Source organism: Rhodococcus sp. 1R11, from assembly GCF_004563845.1.
GTDB lineage: Bacteria > Actinomycetota > Actinomycetes > Mycobacteriales > Mycobacteriaceae > Rhodococcoides.
In genome coordinates, this window is the sequence record NZ_SPNG01000002.1 from 41,314 (window position 1) to 61,859 (window position 20,546).

At 61.2% G+C, this 20,546-nt stretch carries 21 protein-coding genes; 15 read left to right on the forward strand and 6 right to left on the reverse strand.

The window, feature by feature from the left end; genetic code table 11:
* Nucleotides 1-469 precede the first annotated feature (469 nt).
* The 3 genes from E4P29_RS03455 to E4P29_RS03465 all read left to right on the forward strand — a co-directional run bounded on the left by E4P29_RS03455 (nucleotide 470) and on the right by E4P29_RS03465 (nucleotide 1,608).
* Nucleotides 470-715 carry a hypothetical protein gene (locus E4P29_RS03455; RefSeq protein ID WP_135041999.1) on the forward strand — a complete coding sequence of 82 codons (246 nt, stop codon included), beginning with the start codon at nucleotides 470-472 and terminating at the stop codon, nucleotides 713-715.
* A 5-nt stretch (nucleotides 716-720) separates the two neighbouring features.
* Nucleotides 721-963, forward strand: a complete 243-nt coding sequence (locus E4P29_RS03460) for a hypothetical protein (RefSeq protein ID WP_135042001.1) — start codon at nucleotides 721-723, stop codon at nucleotides 961-963.
* 396 nt (nucleotides 964-1,359) lie between these two features.
* Complete coding sequence (locus E4P29_RS03465; RefSeq protein ID WP_209205298.1) at nucleotides 1,360-1,608, forward strand: hypothetical protein; 249 nt, start codon at nucleotides 1,360-1,362, stop codon at nucleotides 1,606-1,608.
* A 205-nt stretch (nucleotides 1,609-1,813) separates the two neighbouring features.
* Here the strand turns inward: E4P29_RS03465 and E4P29_RS03470 are convergent, their stop codons facing one another.
* On the reverse strand, nucleotides 1,814-2,494 hold the full coding sequence (locus E4P29_RS03470; protein ID WP_135042003.1) for a DUF6461 domain-containing protein: 681 nt from the start codon (nucleotides 2,492-2,494) through the stop codon (nucleotides 1,814-1,816).
* 339 nt (nucleotides 2,495-2,833) lie between these two features.
* Between E4P29_RS03470 and E4P29_RS03475 the strand changes: the two genes are divergently transcribed.
* From E4P29_RS03475 to E4P29_RS26265, 8 genes are all read left to right on the forward strand, one after another.
* Nucleotides 2,834-3,598, forward strand: a complete 765-nt coding sequence (locus tag E4P29_RS03475; protein ID WP_135042005.1) for an SDR family oxidoreductase — start codon at nucleotides 2,834-2,836, stop codon at nucleotides 3,596-3,598.
* 215 nt (nucleotides 3,599-3,813) lie between these two features.
* On the forward strand, nucleotides 3,814-4,857 hold the full coding sequence (locus E4P29_RS03480; RefSeq protein ID WP_135042007.1) for a ferritin-like protein: 1,044 nt from the start codon (nucleotides 3,814-3,816) through the stop codon (nucleotides 4,855-4,857).
* A 105-nt stretch (nucleotides 4,858-4,962) separates the two neighbouring features.
* Nucleotides 4,963-6,693, forward strand: a complete 1,731-nt coding sequence (locus E4P29_RS03485; protein WP_135042009.1) for an FAD-dependent oxidoreductase — start codon at nucleotides 4,963-4,965, stop codon at nucleotides 6,691-6,693.
* A gap of 29 nt (nucleotides 6,694-6,722) precedes the next feature.
* A complete protein-coding gene (locus E4P29_RS03490; protein ID WP_135042011.1) occupies nucleotides 6,723-7,085 on the forward strand; it encodes a hypothetical protein in 363 nt (120 codons plus the stop codon).
* 76 nt (nucleotides 7,086-7,161) lie between these two features.
* The gene (locus tag E4P29_RS03495) at nucleotides 7,162-8,100 is read left to right on the forward strand and encodes an RNA polymerase sigma-70 factor (protein ID WP_135042013.1); all 939 of its coding nucleotides are present in this window, start codon (nucleotides 7,162-7,164) and stop codon (nucleotides 8,098-8,100) included.
* A gap of 32 nt (nucleotides 8,101-8,132) precedes the next feature.
* Complete coding sequence (locus E4P29_RS26255) at nucleotides 8,133-8,321, forward strand: low temperature requirement protein A (RefSeq protein WP_245154175.1); 189 nt, start codon at nucleotides 8,133-8,135, stop codon at nucleotides 8,319-8,321.
* Nucleotides 8,322-8,451: 130 nt separating this feature from the next.
* Nucleotides 8,452-8,568 (forward strand): low temperature requirement protein A, encoded by a 117-nt coding sequence (locus tag E4P29_RS26260; protein ID WP_245154142.1) that lies wholly within the window; start codon nucleotides 8,452-8,454, stop codon nucleotides 8,566-8,568.
* Between the two features lie 65 nt (nucleotides 8,569-8,633).
* Nucleotides 8,634-9,086, forward strand: a complete 453-nt coding sequence (locus E4P29_RS26265; protein WP_245154143.1) for a low temperature requirement protein A — start codon at nucleotides 8,634-8,636, stop codon at nucleotides 9,084-9,086.
* Here the strand turns inward: E4P29_RS26265 and E4P29_RS03505 are convergent.
* Nucleotides 9,051-9,983: an SDR family NAD(P)-dependent oxidoreductase gene (locus E4P29_RS03505; protein ID WP_135042015.1), complete on the reverse strand. Its 933-nt coding sequence runs from the start codon at nucleotides 9,981-9,983 to the stop codon at nucleotides 9,051-9,053. The two genes, E4P29_RS26265 and E4P29_RS03505, sit on opposite strands and share 36 nt — an antisense overlap.
* Nucleotides 9,984-10,064: 81 nt before the next feature.
* Between E4P29_RS03505 and E4P29_RS03510 the strand changes: the two genes are divergently transcribed.
* A complete protein-coding gene (locus tag E4P29_RS03510) occupies nucleotides 10,065-11,030 on the forward strand; it encodes an AraC family transcriptional regulator (RefSeq protein ID WP_135042017.1) in 966 nt (321 codons plus the stop codon).
* Between the two features lie 735 nt (nucleotides 11,031-11,765).
* Here E4P29_RS03510 and E4P29_RS03515 read toward each other — a convergent pair.
* Together E4P29_RS03515 and E4P29_RS03520 are read right to left on the reverse strand one after the other, a co-directional pair.
* Nucleotides 11,766-12,392, reverse strand: a complete 627-nt coding sequence (locus tag E4P29_RS03515) for a nuclear transport factor 2 family protein (RefSeq protein ID WP_135042019.1) — start codon at nucleotides 12,390-12,392, stop codon at nucleotides 11,766-11,768.
* A gap of 71 nt (nucleotides 12,393-12,463) precedes the next feature.
* Nucleotides 12,464-13,516, reverse strand: coding sequence for an alpha/beta hydrolase (locus E4P29_RS03520; protein WP_135042021.1), 1,053 nt, complete (start codon nucleotides 13,514-13,516; stop codon nucleotides 12,464-12,466).
* 454 nt (nucleotides 13,517-13,970) lie between these two features.
* Between E4P29_RS03520 and E4P29_RS03525 the strand changes: the two genes are divergently transcribed.
* The 3 genes from E4P29_RS03525 (at nucleotide 13,971) to E4P29_RS03535 (ending at nucleotide 18,129) form a co-directional block, all read left to right on the forward strand.
* On the forward strand, nucleotides 13,971-15,203 hold the full coding sequence (locus E4P29_RS03525) for a thiolase family protein (protein ID WP_135042023.1): 1,233 nt from the start codon (nucleotides 13,971-13,973) through the stop codon (nucleotides 15,201-15,203).
* Between the two features lie 5 nt (nucleotides 15,204-15,208).
* The gene (locus E4P29_RS03530) at nucleotides 15,209-16,762 is read left to right on the forward strand and encodes an AMP-binding protein (RefSeq protein WP_135042025.1); all 1,554 of its coding nucleotides are present in this window, start codon (nucleotides 15,209-15,211) and stop codon (nucleotides 16,760-16,762) included.
* Between the two features lie 185 nt (nucleotides 16,763-16,947).
* On the forward strand, nucleotides 16,948-18,129 hold the full coding sequence (locus E4P29_RS03535) for a helix-turn-helix domain-containing protein (RefSeq protein ID WP_135042027.1): 1,182 nt from the start codon (nucleotides 16,948-16,950) through the stop codon (nucleotides 18,127-18,129).
* A gap of 34 nt (nucleotides 18,130-18,163) precedes the next feature.
* On the opposite strand, the gene E4P29_RS03540 is transcribed toward E4P29_RS03535, so the two are convergent.
* Both E4P29_RS03540 and E4P29_RS03545 read right to left on the reverse strand, forming a co-directional pair.
* Nucleotides 18,164-18,976, reverse strand: coding sequence for an SDR family NAD(P)-dependent oxidoreductase (locus E4P29_RS03540; RefSeq protein WP_135042029.1), 813 nt, complete (start codon nucleotides 18,974-18,976; stop codon nucleotides 18,164-18,166).
* A gap of 15 nt (nucleotides 18,977-18,991) precedes the next feature.
* Nucleotides 18,992-20,545 carry an AMP-binding protein gene (locus E4P29_RS03545; RefSeq protein ID WP_135042031.1) on the reverse strand — a complete coding sequence of 518 codons (1,554 nt, stop codon included), beginning with the start codon at nucleotides 20,543-20,545 and terminating at the stop codon, nucleotides 18,992-18,994.
* Nucleotide 20,546: the final 1 nt, after the last annotated feature.

The window sequence follows — 20,546 nt, forward strand, 5'->3', positions numbered from 1 at the left end:
AATCGGGGTATCTGGTGGTGACCAAGCACGATCGGGACGTGTGGACCAACCCGGACCTTCACGCGCAGCTGCCGACGAGGGGGGGCACCGACATCGTGGTGATGGTTTTACTGGTCGTCGACCTGGCCGCCCGGTCAGCACTGCGGTGGAGGAAGGGGTGTCGGTGCAGGCCGTTGGATGCGCAGGTTCGACCCTTGACGCACACGTCGCTGCCCTGGATATAGTTGCGAATGCCGGTATCGACGTCGTGTGAGGTACGACGAACTCTCGACTTCGCTGGCGGCATTGCAGTTCGGACGACGCTCGGCCCGTGATTCGGGTTCTGACATCCAACTTGGGAACCTCCCAGCGATCTGCCCGTTACGTCGGAACTTTCGGTGTCACGCAGCGAATCTGTTTCCTGGCAACGGATTTCCTCGTAGTTCCCGTCCGCACCTCACGTGCTTCTGCCATCTGTTTCAATACCGTCATGACCGATACTCGACGTAACACAAAGTCCGGGCGTACCGTTGGTGAGAAGGTCCAAGTTCGACGCGACAACGGCGTGGTCGGTGGAACGATTGTCGAGGACTTCGCGGACTCGCTGATTCCCGGCGATCGACTGGGTCGGGATTGGGCGCAACCACATCGGTGGGCGATCGCCCTCGATACGGGTGTTCTGGTGTTCGTCGACGACAGCGACCTCGACGACAGTGACACTGCCGCGGCGCGGTGACAGCAATGGCCACGAAGAAGTCGGGGGATGCTCTGGTGGATTTTGCCGCGATGTGGGAGCCGTTCGGCGGCGCACCGTTCGAAGAGATATTCGTCAAATTCGGTGTGAACGTGGACGAATACAAGCGTCGACTGTTTACGCGATTGACCGATCCGGACCGCGCCGGGCTGATCGATCCTGCACTCCGCAGCCGCCTCATCGACTACTCCACGCACGCGACCGGCACCACACAGCGCCCTCATCGGTAGGTCACCTGCACTTGTCCGCAACCGGCTCGGCAAAGCCGACACTGCCCAGCGTTCAGTGTCAGGCCGTGCGGCTTGGCCAGATCGAACGCGGGGATCACCCAAGACACCAAGGGGGCCACGTTCAGCGAGGAGCCAACATGGCAATTGCACCCGCGTCAAGATGTCTTGACGGTGCGGTAATTGCCGCTGTCGCCCGCTGGTTCAGTGAATGCTGCGATCGAGAAGGGTGCGGTGCACCCTTCTTGCGGTGAGATGATCGGCTATAGCGTTGCCGGCATGGCATCTACTCCAGACTCGACAAGTCCGGTCGATCTCGACCCCGCTAAGGACCGCGCCCTCTAAGTCCGCGCACTCTACGAGATTCTCGAACAGCGCTTCAACGGCAAGGTGTGGTCGTTGCACGAACTGATGCTCGGATTCACCAACGACGTCGGCACCATCGGCCGGCTGATACTCGCACACGACGGCACCTGGGATATCGACGACGACGTCGACGACCAACTGCAACACAAACTCGCCGAGTGCCTGTGGTGGATCTTCGTCCTCTCCGACCGACTCGACATCGACATGACGCACGCCTTCGTGTCGACCATGGACCGCATCGATGCCGGGCTGCGGACAACGATCTCGGCTACTGCCGTCTGAATCTTCGAGATCTGTTCGTTCGCGCTTTTTGAATATGGTTCAAGATCGAGTGCGCCCGTGGTAGCTCTACCGCGGTCCGCACCCGGCGCAGTGTGCACGATTGGCCCTGAGGCCGTTGGTGTGTCAATGGGACAACTACGAGCCATCACCCCCGTCAGCTGTACGCACCCGTCGACTCGTAATGACGGCGCGGAAACTGGTGTCATCAGGGGTGGAGCGTCCGCGCATCCCAGCCTGCATCGCGCAGGCGTCTTGTGTATTCCCCGGCGGCCGGCGGCAGGATCGCCCGAACCGTAGCCAAGGTGAACTCCGAAGACGCGAGAACTTCCTGGCTCAGATGTGTACCGGTGATGTTCTCGGCGGCTGCGAAAAGCGCTTGAGGAAAGACCCACCCACTATCGACACCATCGTCAAGGTCGGCGGGGACGACCGCGTTCCATACGTCCTCGAAACGGCGAGGGTCCGCCCCGCTCCAGGCACTGTCGTACTCGAGATAGCTGACGTCCATATGGGCGACAAGAATTCCGTCTGTCCACCAGTCAATCCGACCGGAACCTTCGGCACCGTAGATGGACACGATGTCGTGCTTTTTTGCTGCAACAGGTCCTAGTACGTATTCCGAGATCCCCATGTGGCCGGCAGCGGTCTCGATGACGAGCGTCCAGCGGCCCGGCAGGTCCGCCACTCCAACGTAATGGTCCGACGTTGACGGCCAGGCCAGGTTCATCTCTTCGTATCCACGAACACGGTCGGGCCAAATCTCGGCGTCGACCAGTCGAAGGAACTCCTCGGCGGAGGTGTCGGCCACGAGGGTTACGCAGTAGCCGTTGAGGATCCAGCCCTCGAACGGTTCGCGGAGAAATTGGTAGTCGCTGAAATCGGCCATGTGTAGCAGTTCATCACAGACTTCGTGATCCGACATCTGTGCGTGTGCGGTCTGGGCGAGGCGATGCGTGTTTATTCGCCGGATGCATATGCAGGGGTTTACCGGTAACGCTGCATATCAGGACTTATCGTATTGCGCCTCGCCCGGGACGGTCGGCGTGGCATGTCCGTCACGAAATCTCGACGATGCACCTGGCATAGGACGCGCCACACCTTCAAGGACAGAGCGACCCGAGTATTCGTGACACCGTGGGCTGCTGTCACAAATCGGGCGGCTACCCGGTCGAAGGGTTGACCGGACAGCCAACCACGGCCGGCCGGCATACAGCGGGAGAGACTCATGAAAATCGTTGTCATCGGTGGTACAGGACTGATCGGATCGAAGCTGGTCGCCAAGCTCGGAGAACACGGCCACGACGCGGTCGCCGCGTCACCCAACTCGGGCGTCGACACGCTGACAGGGGAAGGCTTGGCCGACGTGCTCGCCGGAGCCGATGTCGTCGTCGACGTCTCCAATTCCCCGTCGTTCGAAGACGCGGCCGTCCTCGACTTTTTCACACGCGCAACCACGAACATCTTGGCGGCGGAATCTGTTGCCGGCGTCGGACATCACGTCGCACTGTCGGTCGTCGGAACCGAACGCCTCACCGACAGCGGCTACATGCGAGCCAAAGTAAAGCAAGAGGCCTTGATCAAGGAATCGAAGATTCCGTACTCCATCGTCCATGCAACGCAGTTCTTCGAATTCTTCAAGTCCATCGCTCGCGGGGCGACATCCGGTGATCAGGTGCGCCTGTCGTCAGCATCGATCCAACCGATCGCGGCGGACGAGGTGGCAAGCACAGTCGGACGCGTCAGCGTCGGAGCGCCGTTGAACGGAACCGTCGAAATCGGCGGTCCAGAGGTCTTCACGCTCGCGGACTTCGTTGCCCGCGGCCTCGAAGCACACGGCGACCCCCGCGAGGTCGTCGTCGATGACGACGCACCCTACTTCGGAGCCCATCTCGCTGATACCGAGCTCCTTCCGAGTGCCGATGCCCAGCACGCCGAAACCACGTTCGAGAAGTGGCTGGCAGTCGATGTCCTCAGCGGACTCAAGCCGTGATCGACCGCCACTGACTGTTGTGTTGCTCGGACGGAGTCGCGACATAGAAGCGGGAGTAACGGGTTTCAGACGGCCTTCCATTGGGGGTATGCGTCAATCAGAACGCGACTGGTCCCACCCGCCGCCGGGCAGCACGTTGTCGATCGAGCGCGTTTGAGCGCGAACATATTCCGTAATCCGCCGGCCCCGCCGAACTAGTGAAATCAGATTCAGCCATGACCACCAGCATTGTGACCATCGAGACGCTCGACGACCTCCGGACCCACCTGCAGTGGGCCATCGAGCTAGAACATTCCACCATTCCCCCCTATCTGTACGCGCTGTATTCACTGGACATCGACCGCAATCTCGAAGCATCACAGGTCATCAGTAGCGTCTTCGTCGAAGAGATGCTCCATCTGGCGCTCGCAGCGAACCTACTCAATGCAGTGGGCGGAACCCCCTCGCTCGACAAGCCCGAACTCCTGCCGCCATATCCGCACACGTTGCCGCACAGTGACAGCTCCATTCGAATCGACCTGGCACCGTTCGGTGCAGCGGCACTGGAAATGTTCCTAGTTATCGAGACACCGGCAACTGCTGAGGCACTACCGCAAGCCGACGGATACCACACCATTGGCCAGTTCTACGCAGCAATCGAAACAGGCTTGCGCACCCTGTGCGGCACCCTCGGAGAGGGTGCTGTGTTCTGCGGCGAACCAAAAAGACAGCTGCACGAGATTCACTTCAGCAGCACAGCGGGCAACATCATTCCCGTGACCGATCTCGCGTCCGCTCTCGACGCCCTTAAAGAAATAGTCGAACAAGGGGAGGGTGCCGCGCGGACCGACGCCTGGGACGGCAAAAAGGACGTCTTCCATCCTCAGCTCGACGAGGTGGCACATTACTACCGTTTCATCGAGCTCAAACAGAGACGACGATTTCGGACAGGCGATACGCCACAGACCGGTCCGACTGGTGAAGCAATTGCAGTGGACTTCGACGGCGTGCGGCCCATGCGGATCAATCCGAAGGTGGCGGACTTGCCCGCTGGGAGTGCTGTACGGATCGCCCAGGAGCAGTTCAACAACACTTACTGCCTCCTTCTCTATCTTCTGGAGGACGCCTTCAACGGCAACCCAACGGAAATGAACACCGCAATCGGTGCAATGTTTACGCTCAAAGCCCAAGCGCAGGCTTTGATGGCGATGCCGACCGGCGACGGTGTCACTACCGCGGGGCCCACATTCGAGTACGTGCCGCTCGACGACCGCAGCTGACGCAGCGTGTGAGCGGCCTCTCGGCTGCACCGCGTCACATACCGCGCCGCTGATCTGTCTATAGAGGTGTCAGCGTCACTTCGTCGGAAGAGAGAGCAGGGCATCATGAGTTCGACCGAACAGCGATTGACGACGTCGGTGCTTGTCATCGGATCCGGAGGCTCCGGGCTGCGCGCTGCCATCGAACTGGCCGAACACGGCACCGAGGTCCTCGTGGTCGGCAAACGCCCGAAGATGGACGCGCACACCTCCCTCGCCGCAGGAGGAATCAATGCTGCGCTGGGCGCGATGGATCCTGAGGATTCCTGGCAGCAGCATGCCGCAGACACCCTGAAAGAGAGTTACTTCCTCGCCAATCCGCACACCGTGCAGGTAGTGACAGAAGGTGCCGAGCGGGGAATTGCCGACCTTGTTCGCTATGGAATGCCGTTCGCGCGAGAAACAGACGGCCGCATCTCCCAGCGCTTCTTTGGCGCACATACCTTCCGGCGTACCGCCTTCGCCGGCGATTACACCGGCCTCGAGATCCAACGCACGCTCATAGCGCGCACCGAAGCCCTGAACATACGCACTGTCGACACGGTGTACATCACCAAGCTCCTGGTCCGTGAAAACACCGTGTTCGGGGCCTACGGCTTCGATCTGACGACTGGCAGTCGCTACGTCATCCACGCCGATGCCGTCATTCTTGCGGCCGGAGGGCACAATCGCATCTGGCGTCGGTCTTCCTCCCGACGTGACGAGAACACCGGTGATTCGTTCCGGCTCGCCGTCGACGCTGGTGGCCGAATCCGTGATCCCGAACTCGTCCAGTTCCACCCGTCGGGCCTCATCGAGCCCGAAAATGCAGCCGGCACATTGGTATCGGAGGCGGCGCGCGGGGAAGGTGGCGTCCTGCGCAACGCGGTGGGGGAGCGGTTCATGGCCCGATACGACGCGGAGCGAATGGAACTGTCGACTCGGGACCGAGTGGCCCTCGCTGCGTACACCGAAATCAAGGAAGGCCGCGGCACGGCACACGGCGGGGTGTGGCTCGACGTCTCACATCTCGACCGTGAAGTCATCATGCGCAGGCTCCCACGCGTCTACCAGACCTTGCTCGAACTTCAGATGCTGGACATCACGACGGACCCGATCGAAATAGCCCCGACCGCGCACTACTCGATGGGCGGGGTGTGGGTGCGCCCGGAAGATCACAGCACCGACGTGGCCGGGCTCTACGCGATCGGCGAAGCGTCGAGCGGGCTTCACGGAGCGAACCGACTCGGGGGCAATTCGCTCATCGAGCTGTTGGTGTTCGGACGTATCGTCGGGCAGGCCGCGGCCGCGTACTCCGTAGGTCTCGACGCGCAGTTGCGTTCGCGGGAGGCGATCGCAGAGGCCCGAGAAGAAGTGGACACACTGCTTTCGGCCGACGGCCGCGAAAACGTGCGTGCCCTGCAACGCGCCATTCGGAACATCATGACCGAGCACGCCGGCGTGGTACGCAACGAAACGGGACTCCGCGCGGGGCTCAGGGAACTCGACGTCATCGAACATCGCATGTCTGAGGTCGGGGTGCATCCTGACATCGCCGGATACGCCGACCTGGCCCACGCATTCGATCTGAAAGCATCGGCACTCGCAGCGCGCGCCACCATGGAAGCAGCCTTCGAACGCCGCGAGAGCCGGGGATGCCACAACAGGTCCGACTTCCCCGACATCGATAAGTCGTTGCGAGTCAACCTCGTCTGGTCCGGGCCGGGCAAGATCAGTAAGGAGTCGATCCCCCCGATACCGGCCGAGATACAGGCACTGATGCGCACAGTGGACACCACCGGAAAGCTCGTCGAATAGTGCTGACCTCGAACGCCCACGACGCAGCAGTGTTCGCCGTCGCGGCGGCATGCCGAACCGGTGACGCAGCGGCGATGCGAACACTGTTTGCAGCGAATGTCGTCGCGGTCGTCGACGGCGAAGGCGAACGAACTGGACCCGAGAGTGTCAGCCGACTCCTGGCGGAAACCGCGAACACCGATCAAAAGACCTCGGTAAGCGTTGAGTCGGTGAACGGGCAGTCTGGTCTGGCGTATAGGAAGGCCGGTCGTGTGGTCGGTATCGCTGCCCTGTCGATCGAGTACGGCGTGATCAACCGGGTATGGCTCGTCCTCGCACCAGACAAGCTTCGTCAATGGACGCGCGGCTCCTTCGACATCGAACCGCCGCAGACCAACATCTCAGACCGGTAGTCCCCGCACGGAGTTGTTGATCCGTTTCCGCTTTCAAGTCGACCGAACTGAACAAACCAGAGGAAGACTGACCGAGATGCCTCGTTATCCCTCCCGCTCCGAACTCGACAACGCCGCTGCCGAGTTCAACCTCGTGCGACCTCGCTTGTTCGGTATCGCGTACCGAATGTTGGGCAGCGCATCCGAGGCCGAGGACATCGTGCAGGACGTGTGGTTGCGGTGGCAGACCTACGACCGCTCAAAGGTCGAGAACACTGCAGCATTTCTTTCCACCACCACCACCCGCTTGGCGATCAACGCGGTGCAGTCCGCCCGAGCCCGGCATGAGACCTACATCGGGCCGTGGCTGCCCGAACCCGTCGATACCAGTGCCGATCCGGCCCTGGGAGCCGAACGCGGCGAAGCCCTCGGGTTCGCAGTGCTGTTGCTTCTCGAAAAGCTCTCGCCAACCGAACGGGCCGCATACGTCCTGCGGGAATCGTTCGACTATCCGTACCGCCAGATCGGCGAGATCATCGAGGTGACCGAGGCGAACGCACGTCAGCTCGTCACTCGAGCACGCAAACACATCGCAGCCGGCAGCAGGGCGACGGTGAGCACCTCGGACCACCGGCGCTTGCTCGCTGCATTCGTCGACGCCGCACAGACTGGCGACCTCGATGCACTCACCGCGTTGCTCGCCGCCGACGTCGTGAGCTCCTCCGACGGCGGCGGAGTGACGGGCGTTCTTGCCGCACGCATTCCGATCATGGGCGATGACCGAGTGGCAAAATTCGTCGCAGCGTTCTCCTCGCATTTCTGGATTGGCGCAGCCATCACCTGGGTGCAGGCGAACGGATCGCCAGCGGTGTTGCTGTCCCGCGACGACGTGCCATACACCCTCCTCACCGCCACTGCGACCCCATCGGGTATCGCGCAGCTGCATTGGGTCATGAACCCGACCAAACTGATCCGGTTCTCGGGACGCGGCGCTGGTGCCTTGCCTGGACATTCCGACACTCGGCACGCACGATGAGCCGACTCGCAGAACGCAGCGGGCTAGGGGTTATGCAGCCGCGCGATTTTCGCGAACCACACCGCAGTGCAACACCATTGGAGTTGTTCTTTGATCTAGTTTTCGTCGTTGCAGTATCTTTAGCATCGGCGAACATGGCGCACCTCCTCGAAGAGAGTCACATCGCTGGCGCAGTGGTCAGCTACGCGATGATTTTTTGGCGATCTGGTGGGCCTGGATGAATTTCACCTGGTTCGCATCATCGTTCGACACCGATCCTTCAGGCGTTCTGGGTCGCGTGTCTGTTCCTTCCTGAAACAGCAGGCCTAATCGCATTTTGTACTTCTTGTACTGTCCGAGGTCGTAGCGCCTGTGTGGGCAGAACGACATCGACGTCCACCCTGGCACCCCGAACACATCACCGAGAGATTCGGATTGTTTACTCTCATCGTTCTGGGGAGAGTCTGTTGGCTTCGGCCAATGCAATAATCGGGGCGATCGACGCGCGCGACCCGCTGCGGCCTTTGATCACCTTTGCGGTATCAGCTTTGAGCGTGACCGCAGCTATGTGGTGGCTGTACTTTTCGGTGGCGCAGCACAAGGCCTTGATATCGACGCGCAGTAGCTTTGCGTTCGGATACGCACACTATGTAATTTTTGCGTCAGCGGGCGCAATTTCAGTTGGGATCGAAGTGGCCGTGGCGCGCGTCGAAGACCGCAGCTCCGCACTCACAGACGGTCGCAGCGCTGCGATCTTCACACTTCCGATTGCAATATTCGTGCTGGCGTTCTGGGCCCTTGCACTGCGGCGATCGAAGCGAACCGTCATCGACATCGCAGTCCCGCTGTCAGCGGTTGTGATTGCAGTGTCTGCGTTGACCCCAGCCCCGTACATCATCTCCGCGGTAGGGGCCGTCGTCGTGGTCTTGATGACGAATCCGGTTCGACCGCATGCCCAGAACGTTTCTCCGTCAGAGATCAGTCACGTTCTCCGCCAACGCCCATAAGCGTTTCGCAGCAAGCGCATCTACCGCGTGAGGCGCAACCCCTCCGGGGCCCTGCACGGTAACCGGAGCTATTTGATTATCTTCGATGTAGCAGCCTGTCACCGTCGCAGTCAAGGGTGAGGCCGCAAGCAGAACGCTCGGCGCGGCACCCTCGGCGAGCGTCTTCGAATACGGCTGTTCGATGATTTCGCCGTTGTCGTCCATCGCACCCATTTGTCGCATCGTGGCATCATCGATGTGCCGCTGGAGGTCGGTCATCACCCACCCAGGATTTACCGCGTTTGCGGTGATACCATCTGTCGCCCAACGGCGACTCGCCTCGACCGCGAGCAAAATATCGGCAGTCTTCGACTGCGCGTACGCGTTCCAACGATCGTAGTCGCGACGCAAGAACTGCGGATCGTCGAAATTCATAGGCGCATCGCGGTGTGCACCGGACGACACCACCACAATGCGGCCGGCCGCAGACGCAAGCGACGCATGCAGACCGCGGATCAGCGAGAAGTGTCCGAGAAAGTTCACCGCAAGGTGCTGCTCCCATCCGGACGCGGCTCGTTCGAGTTCTGGTATGGCCATCACACCCGCGTTGGCGATAAGGGCGTCAAGGGTACCTGTCCACCGGTCCGAGAACCGGCGCACCGAGCGGAGATCGGCTAGATCCAGTGTCTCCACCCGCACACGATTACCCAGTTCCGCGGCCAGTCTTGCTGTCACGCTTTCCGGGCTGCGGACTCCAATGGTCACTTCGGCACCGGCGTCGAGCAAGGTTCGTGTGATCTCGGCACCGATGCCAGCGCCGCCACCGGTCACCACCATGCGGCGTCCAGTTAAATCGAGTCCTGCTAGAACATCAGCAGCGGTCGAATGTGCATGGAAGGGAATTTTCTTGGTAGGCATGGTTCAACCGTAGCGCCGCAAATCTGGATGAGTAATGGCTCGCAGTCGCGAATCTCTTCGAGATAGTCCAGAATAGGTGACGTGGACCCCTTATCGGAGTTGCTTCGACTTGCCGAAGTATCTGCGCACATCTCCGCTGGACTGATCGGCCGCGGACGGTGGTCGGTGGCCTTCGACGCACCAGTGGGAGTGAAGTTCAATGCAGTCCTGCGAGGCCATTGTGTACTACGAAGCGGCAACGACATTATCGAGCTGAAGGCAGGTGACTGCTTCTTGCTCTCGGCAAGTCGGCCCTTCGTCATTGCGACAGATCTCGATGCCCTTCCCAGGCCGGCGGGAGAGGTGTTCTCACTACTGGATACCGATGGCACGGCTCACATCGGCGGTGGCCGCGACAATTACGAGGACTGCGTGTCGCTTATCGGTGGGCGGTTCGACTTCGGAACCCGAGCTCGCGCACTATTGATCGACCAACTGCCTCCTGTGCTGCACATCAGTTCCGATCGACCGGAGGCCGCAACTATTCGATCCTCGGTTGCACTGATCAACACCGAGATGCGTTCGAGGGAAGCAGGAGCAGAGATCGTCGCGGAAAGTGTGGCACTGGCGATGCTGGTCGGTGTACTACGCATGCAGGTTGTGAGCGGACCCCGTGTAGCGCGGGGTCTACTCGGCGGATTGCACAATCCAATCGTTGCCGCCGCGATTGCGCTCATTCATGCGCAGCCTGCACACCGTTGGACGGTCGGAGAACTCGCCTCAGCGACCTCGGTATCTCGCTCGACTCTCGCCTCACACTTCATGAGCGCAGTCGGTGTCGGACCGCTCGGTTATCTCACCTCATGGCGAATGGAACTGGCTGCACACCGCCTACGTCAGGGCACCGACCCGATCTCTGCTATCGCCGATTCCGTTGGTTACAGCTCCGATAGTGCGTTCAGCGTCGCGTTCAAGCGCGTAATCGGAGAATCGCCCGACGCTTTCCGTCGACATGAGCAAACGCGGCACACCTCGATCCAGAAGGCTGCATGCGGAAGCCTGAACTGAAGCGGTAAGCGCCCCTGTCAGAGCTCGCTGATTCATATGGTGCAACATGCAGAGGTCTGCTGGTATCCCTGCATATCAGAACTGGTCGTATTGCTACGGCGAACACCCGCAGGTAGTCCCGGCGCAATGGCTTGAGGACTGTTCGTACGCATCCGCTCCATCGGAACCACCGACCATTCAGCGGAGTATACGAGCGAAATACGCTGTGGCACAGCGCATGCCACGGTTTATATGTAACCTTGCATATCGAAACCGGTCGTATTGCTCCGCATGGTCGCGCCAGTGACTTCAGATCGACGGTATGCACCTGGCTGTATCGTCGGATGAGCCTTGGCCATTCTGAGGCGGGGACCGGCCAGCAGTTCGGCAAGTGTCCCCTGTGGTTTGGTCCCTAGTCACTCGTTTGTCCGCTGCTTCACAACGTGATGTGTTGCGCGACCGGGTGGGTCACGTGGCGGACTGTCCGGGCGATAGCGGTAAAGAGGTTGGGGTGTTCGAGTCCACCAGGTCGTGTGTAGTGGTCCACGGCCGACTAGTCGTATCGCTCGGTCTGGATGACCCAGACTTTCGGCAGAGGCGGTAACCAGTCCGACTTCATCAACGTTGTCAGTTCGTCTGGAAAACCGGAACAGAAGGCTGCGATCGGGGTTACCGACGACTGTCGTACACGATGCAGTCCCCACGCTCTGTCGTGCGGAGCGTGGGGACTGGGTCCATGTGGAGCCTGTTGGATGTCTACTCGGCCGCGGCCGTATTTCGCTCGACGAAAGGAGCGAAGAAGTTCATCCGGATGTCCTCCGGCCGGAGCTTCTGCAGGTCGAATCCTGTATAGACCGGGTCACGCTTGTCTCGCTTGCCCACCGCCTCCTCCGGGAGTTGCACGGGGTAGACGGGGACCTCGAACTCGACGGTGTTGTCTGCGACCACGTGCCGATAGAAAATTTTCCAGACTCCGTCGCGCCGTTCGAAGATGTCGACGTAGCGGCACTCGACGAGCTGGTGGAGGTAGGGCTTGTCGGGATTCTGGCCGGGGACCGCCATCTCGTGAAGCACGTGGACGTGGCTCTCGAAGAACGCGCGGTCACCGTCGATCTCGATGAGTTCGTTCGTGATGGAGTGGACTGTGGTGTGCGCGTGAGGGAGCACCTCGGCGATGACCCAGTCCGAGAAGGACTGCGCCGGTCCGTTGCCGAACCAGTGAGTGTCGTAGGCGTCGTCGTGATAGCACGACTTCATGATTTCGGCGTCCAGGCGGTCGACGCCGCGGCAGTAGCGGTGCAGAATCTCTCGGATGGCTTCGCGACTGCGCAGGTCGTCGAGGTCGCGTTCGAGGGTCGCGAGTCTGGTTTCGATATCGGACATTGTGTTTGCTCCTTGTCGATTCACGAAGTGATAATCGTCGTGATGTGTTGTGGATCAGTGACTGTGGACAGTCAGCGTTGTTCGAGAAACGTGGTGAATGCGGTGAGCCACTCGTCCTTGGCTCCGATGATCGGGAGATGATGCGCCCCGTCGATCCAGTTGTGGACAACTGTGCCGCCGCGAGTTTCGTACTCGCCGAGCACAGTTCGGATCTGAGTGACCATCGGTTGCGCCGGGCAGACCTCCGGCCCGGGCCAATCCGCCACAAGACCGGCCGCGCCGAGCACCGCTGCATCCCACGTCGAGTTGTCCGAAACCACAGCGTCCAGTGCGCCGTGAGTCCACATGATCGGAGGCTTGTTCTCGAGCTCGACGATCTCGTCCCAGTGCAGATATTTGGGTGAGAGGGCGTTGAGGATTCCGCGAGTTCCGGGTGCATACCCCGGCCAGTTGTCCGAGGATTCGACGTCGCCGGGAAAGTTGTTCTCGTCGACCCAGGTCGTCATCGATTCCTCGAAGAGCGTGTCCGACTGTTCGGATGAGGCGAGTGGATCTCCGCCCCAGAACGTTGGTGCCATGACGTTGCGCGGCGAGAAGGGGCTGTCGGTCGACCGGTCTCCCGCGGCGAGATGTTCGAGAAAAGTCGGATTGACCATGCCGGCACCGCTGCCGGCGTAATCGTCGTACCACGGTGTCCCGTCGGGGTTCGCGCCGCCGAATCCGTAGGGGGCGACGGGGTCGATCAACGTCAGGGACGCAGCCGCCTTGCCTTCGATCACAAACCGCGCGATAGCCCCGCCACCGGTGGACCAGCCCACCAGATGGGGTGCGTGGTCGACGCCGAGAGCGTCGAGCAAGGCCACGAGATCGTCTGCCCAGTCGGACAGGCCCCGCGTCGCATCGAGCGGAGCGTGCTCGGTTCGGCCAAAGCCTCGCATGTCGGGTGCAATGACGCGGTAGCGCGAGGGCAGTTCGGTCATCACGTGCTCGTAGAACCGCCCGGTGGAAAGGTTGCCGTGGACGAGTACGACCAGTTCCCCATCCGAAGGCCCTGATTCTAAATAGTGCATGTGCAGCCGCGAGGTGGTTACTGTCGCCGACCGCACACCGGGGAGAAGATCCATGGCGCGAGGCGCTCCCTTCCGAAGTTCACGATGCCCGAGCTACGAACGGCACGGGGCTTGGGTGGCCGCTTCCACATCGACAGACCGTCGTGTGTGGGGCATGCGTAATACTCGTCGCCCCTGTGGCCCGTGTCACTGTGGCCGGGTACAACGCGATGCCCCTTTGAGTGGATCCTCGAACAACTGGTCCGTGAGTGATTCCCGAGCTCGAGCCTGCCGTGCGCTCCGCACTCGGCGGAGTGCGGTTTCATCAGCGGTTGTCGCCGAATACGAAACCACGTCGATTCTGTTGGTGCACAAGACGTAGCCAGCCACTGAGAGCTCGATCATCCTTTTCGATGAAGGTCATCTCTGGTCGGTAGACGGCCGTCTCGTGTCAGGACGCCTCCGTACTTCCGAGCCGAGCACAGCCTGGCGCAGCGATGTGCGGCATCGACGGAAAGTAGGTAACGGCGTGGCAAGACGTGTGTGGATCGTGGGCGTGGGCATGACCCCGTTCGGAATACATCGAGACAAGACCAATTACGAACTGGCCCGGTGGGCTGTACGCGACGCTTTGGCGGATGCCGGACCCGAGATAGGCCCACAGACCATCGACGTGGCCTTCTTCGCCTCCACCACCAACAGTATTCTGCACGACCAAGGCATGATCTCGGGTGAGATCGCCCTGCGCGAGATGGGCATTCAACGAATACCGATCCATAATGTCGAAAATGCCTGCGCGACAGGATCATCTGCGGTCAATCTCGCTGTGACTTTTATCCGCGCCGGCGACGCCGACGTCGCCTTGGCTGTGGGCACGGAAAAGATGCACATCGGCGACGCTCCGAGGACGATGGCGCTGTTCGACTCGGGATATGACAAGTCCAAACCTCACTTGCTCGACGAGACACTTCTGCAATTGGGCGGCGAGGTGGACGATTCCGACGTCGGAACCAGATCGATCTTCATGGATATCTACGCCGCGATGGCGCGGCAACACATGCGGCTGTACGGAACTACCGCAGCACAGATCGCTGCCGTGTCCGCGAAGAACCATGCGCATGCGATCGACAACGTGCGTGCCCACTACCGCAAGGCCATGTCGGTCGAGCAGGTCTTGGCAGCACGCAAGCTGTCCTACCCGTTGACGGTCCCGATGTGTGCACCGGTCACCGACGGCGCAGCGGCGGTCATCGTATGCAGCGACGAGGGTCTACGCAGACTGGGCAGCGAACGGCCGGTGGAGGTCCTTGCATCGGTGATCGGTACCGGCACCGACCGAGACACCACCACGTTCGACGGCCATATCAGCCAGGTGGTCTCGGCGGAAGCATACGAGCGGGCCGGACTCGCGCCGTCGGACATCGACGTCGCCGAAGTGCACGATGCCACCGCGTTCGCCGAAGTACTGCAAACGGAAATGTTGGGCCTCGTTCCCCCCGGTGAGGGTGGCGCGGCCGCCGAGCGCGGAGACACGACGTTGGGCGGCCGAATACCGGTCAACACCTCCGGCGGCCTCGAATCCAAGGGTCACCCGATCGGTGCCAGCGGACTCGGCCAAATATTCGAGCTGACCGAACAGCTCCGCGGCGAGTCCGGTAGCCGACAGGTCCCCGGTGCCCGAGTTGCGTTGGCCGAGAACGGCGGCGGCTTTCACCGAGGCGAAGAAGCCGTGACATCGATCATCATCCTGGGAGGGCGTTAGCAACAATGGCAGTGATCGATTTCTTCGACAAAGGCTGGGCGTCGGCACCGACCGCTGTTGCCTATCGCACCGCCGAGCAATCATGGACGTACGACGAAGCCGGTCGCATGTCGTGCCGCATCGCGCATGCGCTGCTCAGGGAGGGCATCTCGAAGGAGACCCCAGTTGCGGTGCTGTCGCCGAACGCACCGCTGGCGTGGATCTGTGTATTGGGCATCTGGCGCTCCGGGGCCGCGTGGGTACCGCTGAACCCCGGCAGCCCGGCAGCGGACAACGCTGCGCTGATCGAGCGCTTCGATGTGGAATTGATTCTCTACGACACCTCCCTTGTGCACGACGTCGCAGCGATCGAGGCTGTATGCCCTCGCGTCAGGGCGGTGCCGTTCGACACCTCGACCGACACAGCGCTGCTCGATAGCTGGATCGGCGATGTCCAGGACACCCCGGTCGAGGTCGAGTACGACCTGGACGACGTCGTTGCTCTGATGCCGACGGGTGGGACCACAGGCTTCCCCAAAGGAGTGATGAACACACATCGCAGCCTGTCGGTGATGGTGGTGCACCAAATGCTCGCACTGTCATACGACGCCGACGACGCTATCGTCAACCTCGTCGCGGCACCGATGACCCATACTGCCGGTTTGCTGACGCTGCAGACGACAGCACGCGGGGGAACAGTGGCAATGATTCAACGCGCGGCCCCCGATCTGGTGCTGGAGGCAATTTCCGACTTCGGTGTCACAGACCTGTTTCTCCCTCCCACGGTTGTCTACCGACTACTAGATGTCCTCGAACATCGCCAAGCCGACACCTCGTCTTTGAAGTACTTGCTCTACGGCGCCGCACCGATGTCCGTGGACAAGCTCCGTGCCGGAGTCGACCGGCTCGGCTCGGTGTTCGTCCAGGTGTACGGGCAGGTGGAGGCTCCCGCGGGAATCGCGTTCCTCCGCCCGTCCGAACACCTCGTAGAAGGTCAGCTTGCACCCGACGATCGGCTGTCGTCGTGCGGGCGGCCCTACCCGCTGGTCTCGCTGCGGGTGGTCGATCCGACAACCGATCTGCCAGTGCCGGGTGGAGAGACGGGGGAAATCTGTGTGCGCGGCGACCTCGTGATGAAGGGCTACTACAAGGACCCGACCAAGACCGCAGAAGCGATCAAGGATGGGTGGCTGCACACCGGAGACATGGGACACCTCGACGACGCCGGCTATCTCCACCTGACCGACCGCAAGAAGGATCTGATCATCACCGGAGGCTTCAACGTCTACCCCAACGAAGTCGAACAAGTCATCTGGACCCATCCCTCCGTCGAGGACTGCGCAGTGGTCGGTGCCCCCGACGACGACTGGGGCGAACGCGTCACCGCCGTCGTCGAACTGAAGCCGAATCACACTGCCGACGCCGAGGAATTGATTGCACTGTGCCGACAGAACCTCGGCGGCGTACGCACACCGAAGCAGGTGATTTTCGTCGACAGCCTCCCACGCAGCGTCAACGGCAAGGTCCTCAAAAAGGAGGTTAGGGCTCAGTTCTGGGCAAATTCAGGACGCACCATCTGACCACCGTTATGCAAACGCTGTTCGGCGGTCCGAACTGTTCATCCGATCGAGCGCCCATGGTCCCCGGATCCAATATTCTGTCAGGTATCGGCGGCGTACCTCGGATCGACCGGGCCGATCACCACGCCCTATTGTGCAGAGATACAAACTGAGCATGAAGGTCGGCCGACAGGTGGAGGATCAAATTGAACCAGCCAGGCGTTCAGGACAGCGAGTCGAAGTCGGCAGCTGTGCTTGCCCGCCTGGCTGCGGACGTGCCGGAGGTGATTCGCCGAACCGAGCGGCAGGTTCGCGAACTGAGCACCTACGACGCGCTGTCCTCACCCGAATTGGCCGAGGCCATCGGCAGGAACGTCACCGACGCCGTGGAGACCCTGCAGACGAACCAGCTGCCGTCACGGCACCGACTCACCGAACTCGCCGAGAAAGTCGTCCGGCACCGAATCGCACAGGGCATACCGGTCGAAGACATGATGCGGACCTACCGGGTAAGCCTGGCGGTGATCAGCGATCGCTTCATCGAACTGGCCATGGAAGCAGACATCGACGCCCAAGAAGCCTTACGGTCGTCGAGACTGTTGTGGTCACTGAGCGATGCATTCATGACCTGCGTTGCATTGGAGTATCAGCGGCTGTCGGTGGAATCGGCGCTACTCGACGACCAGGCCAAAGCCGATCTTTTACAGGGGCTGCTGTTCGGCACCGGCAACATGGCCGAGATGACGAGAGCGTGCGAAACACGGGGATTGGATCCGAGCGGATCCTTCTACGCTGTTCGCGCTCGCGCTACGGGTACCGGAAACCTGTCGGCGATCTGCCGAGACCTGCAGCATCGGGGTGCAGGATCGAGCGGTACCGCCGTCGTCTCCCCATTCCGCGGTGACGCCATCGGCCTTCTTTCCGCAGTGCCCAATGCAGTAGAGGGCGCGGTGGTGGCCGTCGGCGCGCCAATGCCGCTGTCACACATCGCTCAGTCGTTCGCCTCCGCAAGCAGGGTGTTGGATGCTGCGATTCGGTTGGGTCGAGCGGGGGTGCTCGAGATGCCGGACCTGAGTTGGCGAATCACCGCTCTGGGGGACCTCGAAATATCGGGACTCCTACACGAGCGGTATATCGCACCTCTCGAGGACCGCGGCGAGTTCGGGGAACAGCTGTTGCAGTCGGTCCGGCACTACCTGGCCTGCGACCGCAACATCCCAGCGGCGGCAGACGCCATGTTCGTGCACAAGAACACGCTGCGATACCGGCTCCGAAAATTCGAGGAACTCACCTCGGTCTCGTTGGAGTCCACGGACACTATCGTCGAGCTGGCGTGGGCCCTGGAAGTGAAAGCTGCAACGCCGACACCGTCCGCACCCGAACGTTGAACCCCTGAGGATTCGTGAGACCAATCGGTGGTGATCAACTCGCTCGGCCCATACCCAGTGAGATTCCGCCGTCGACGACCAATTCTGCACCGGTGATGTACTTGGCGCGGTCGCTGGCCAGAAAGAGCGCGGCATGCGCGACATCCCATGACTCGCCCATGCGTCCCATGGGCACCTGGGCATCACGCTTGCTCCACATCTGTTCGATGTCGGTGCTGCTGTACGCGTCGGTGATTCCCGCGACGCTTTCCACCATCGGCGTCTTGATCAATCCGGGCAAAACGGCATTGACCCGGACGCCACGGTCGGCGAATTCGGCTGCCGTGGTGCGTGATAGATGGTTCAATGCGGCTTTGCTGGCGTAATAGCCGGCATATGCGACACCGCTCCACCGGATGCTTGCCACCGACGAGATGTTGACGATGCTTCCGCCGCCGTTGGCAACCATGGCCGGGATGACATGGCGCATCGTGTTGAACGCGCCGTCGAGGTTGACCTTGAAAACGCGTTGCCAGTCCGCTGGATCGACGTCGGTGACACCACCGACAGCAGCGATTCCGACGTTGTTGTCGAGAACGTCGATGCGGCCGTGCTGGTGAAGAATAGTGCGGACGGCATCGGCGACATGGCTCTCGTCGGTGATGTCCAGGGTCAGGACGGACGCGTCGTTACCTTCGCCGCGAATCATTTCGGCTGTTGCCGTGGCTGATTCGGTGTCGATGTCGGCGCAGATGACAGTGGCACCTTCCCTGGCGAAGGTGATGGCTGTCGCGCGGCCGTTTCCCAATCCTGTTCCGATGCATCCGGCTCCGACAACGACGGCGATCTTGTTTTCCAACTCGTTCATGTTTTTCCTTCTCGTTCAGATCGCGCGATCGGCCTTGGTCCAAAATCTTTGTCGGACATCTTTTTTGAGTACCTTGCCATTGACGCTGCGTGGCAGGCGGTCGACGAATATCACCTGTTTGGGTGTGCGCACGCCCCCCAATGACGCCCGGCACAGGGCGATGATCTCGTCTTCGCCCGCGTCGAGGCCGGGTTTGAGTTCGACGACTGCAGTGACGCGTTCGCCCCAATCGTCGTCCGGGGCCCCGACCACAGCGCAGTCTTCGACCGCCGGATGGCCCCAAATCACCTGCTCGACCTGGCCGGGGTAGACGTTGAAGCCCCCGGTGATGATCATGTCCTTCTTGCGGTCGGTCAGGTGGAGATAACCCTCGCCGTCTATGCGGCCGAGATCCCCGGTGTGCAGCCACCCATCCTTGATCACGTCGGCAGTCTTCATCGGGTCTTTGTAGTAGCCCTTCATCACCAGGTCACCGCGCACGCAGATCTCGCCGGTCTCGTTGCTTGCAAGTCGCTGCCCGGTCTCGGGGTCCTTCACTACGACATCGACCAACGGATAGGGTCTTCCACACGAAGACAATCTGTCGTCGGACGCGATGTGGCCGTCGACGATGTGTTCCTCGGGTCGAAGAAAGCTGATGGCTGCAGGCGCTTCCATCTGGCCATAGCACTCGATGAAAACCGGCCCCAATTGCTCTATGCCCAAACGCAGCTTTTCGCTCGACATCGGAGCGGCTGCATACAGCAGATAACGCAGAGTCGAGGTGTCGACCGTGCGGTCGGACAGAACATCGAGCAATCGGTAGACAACAGTCGGCGGTAGGAAAATCTCCGTTACACCGTACGTCTCGATCGCGGTCAGTATGAGGTCCGGTGCAGCACGCTCTATGACGACGACCGTCCCGCCTCGAGCGGAAGTCTGCAGAGTCAGAACTCCGGCGGTATGGGTCATCGGGGCCGCCGCGAGGTTCACCACCGACTCGTGTGCGTCATAGCTCAGCGCGAGCATTTGGTGGATCACCATCACCGAGAAGCTTCGATGCGTATTCATCACACCTTTGGGTTCACCGGTGGTTCCTCCGGTCGGCGATACTGCGATGACATCGTCCATGCGGTAGTCGATGTCGGGTGGGGTCGACGGATGCTCAGCGATCCAATCAGCGAGATCGAGTGCTTCCTTGTCATCACCCAGCGCGATCAGGGTGAGGCTGGTGCCGAGCTGTCGCAGGTGATCCACCTGAGCGCGCAACGAAGGATCGTAGAACAAGACTTCGACATCGAAACGTTCCAGCAGGGTTGCTGTTTCGGCCACGGGATTCGCCGGATTGAGCGGAACCCACGCGCCGCCTGCTCGCCAGACGCCGAGCACACAGATCCATGCCAGTGGCGCGTTCGGCGAGAGCACCGCGACCGTGCTTTCGCATTGTAACCCCATGTCCAACAGGGCATTGGCGATACGACAGGACATCTCACCGGCGTCCTGGTACGTCCAGCTCTCCCTGTCGGTTCGGTAGGCGATGGATTGTGGTCCAGCACGCCATCCGCGGTCGAAGAAGTCGATGATGGCCATC